The 1193-nt window shown below is 42.7% G+C and carries 1 protein-coding gene; it reads left to right on the top strand.

The features are described 5' to 3' along the window. The first annotated feature begins 871 nt into the window (after positions 1-871). Positions 872-1159 carry a helix-turn-helix domain-containing protein gene (locus tag JUF21_RS11900; RefSeq protein ID WP_203664875.1) on the top strand — a complete coding sequence of 96 codons (288 nt, stop codon included), beginning with the start codon at positions 872-874 and terminating at the stop codon, positions 1157-1159. The last annotated feature ends 34 nt before the right edge of the window (positions 1160-1193 follow it).

The raw sequence follows: 1193 nt of genomic DNA, 5'->3' as shown, positions 1-1193 counted from the left end.
TGGGTCATGAAGATTCCTGCTTTCTTGTCTGGTTGCACTAACAAGAATAGGTCTTCATGGCCTTTTTGGTCTAGTCGTCAGGGTGTTGCACTTGAATTGTAAACTGGGGAAGTATTGCCGGTTATAAGAAACTCGGTTACAAGAATTTCTATTACAGCAAATGGACAGGGTACCAAAAAGTTATAAGTACAAAGTCCAAGCGCATCGCTGCATTTATGGTTGAACAATTAGCCTATAAAATACCTGGTGCCAAGATTCCGTTAGCTGTCTACGACCTCAGCCAGGCAATTAAAACACAGCATGCTGATATTTGGCCAAGCGTCAATGCCCGAATGATTTCTGCCACCTCGCCTCGTGGAGTGAGGGTATTAATTGGCGAAGAGTCATATACCCGCTACTATACAAATAGCGCACGTACGAAACTTCTGAAGACTATTCACCGCACAGCGTATGTCGGATAGAAAGGTGTTGCCTATGTCTAAAAGTTCAATTTTCTTCTCAATATTCTGTACCCTCATGATTATTATCTACGCTACCAATGCAGGCCCTTGGTTTGGCATTCCAGTCGGCGTGATAGGTATTGCTGGCGCCATCTATTTCGACATCATCGACAGAAAAAGAAACTAACAATTGCCCGTTTTACGAGGAATTAGCGTGATTATCGGCGAAGAGTCAATCACAAAATACTATACAAACTCTGCACGGACTAAGCTTATAAAGACAATTCATCACACTGTCTTCGTAGGATAGAGGGTGATCTAATTTGAAAAAAGCACTTGGCCTGGATTATTCATAGAATTTCAAAAAAGCAGCGCAATCCCTGATGTGAACCCCCAGGTTTGGACAACAATCCAAATATGGGGGTTTTACTATGGTCAAGTTTGATCTAGATTTTCGCATCAAGGTTGTCGCTGCATACCTCGAAGGCAACGGATCAGTATGCGTCGCGGAGAAATTTAACATTGCAAGACACGATACAGTACTTCTTTGGGTCCAAAGGTTTCAGCGCTTCGGTGTTGCTGGACTATTCAGTCGTGTTATTCATTCGGATTACAGTAGTGAATTCAAGGTCGAGGTATTAAACTGGATGAAACAACATCAGGCCTCCTATCCTGAAGGGTTCTGGTGCAAAGTTGAAATTAAGCGTAGATCAAAGTGACTGTGTTTAGTGGTTGTAGCCTATGCCGCTAACA

The sequence above is a fragment of the Lacticaseibacillus sp. 53-4 genome (genome assembly GCF_016861805.1).
Taxonomy (GTDB): Bacteria; Bacillota; Bacilli; order Lactobacillales; family Lactobacillaceae; genus Lacticaseibacillus.
Note: the sequence above shows the minus strand (reverse complement) of the source record. Positions and strands in the feature narration are given on the sequence as shown.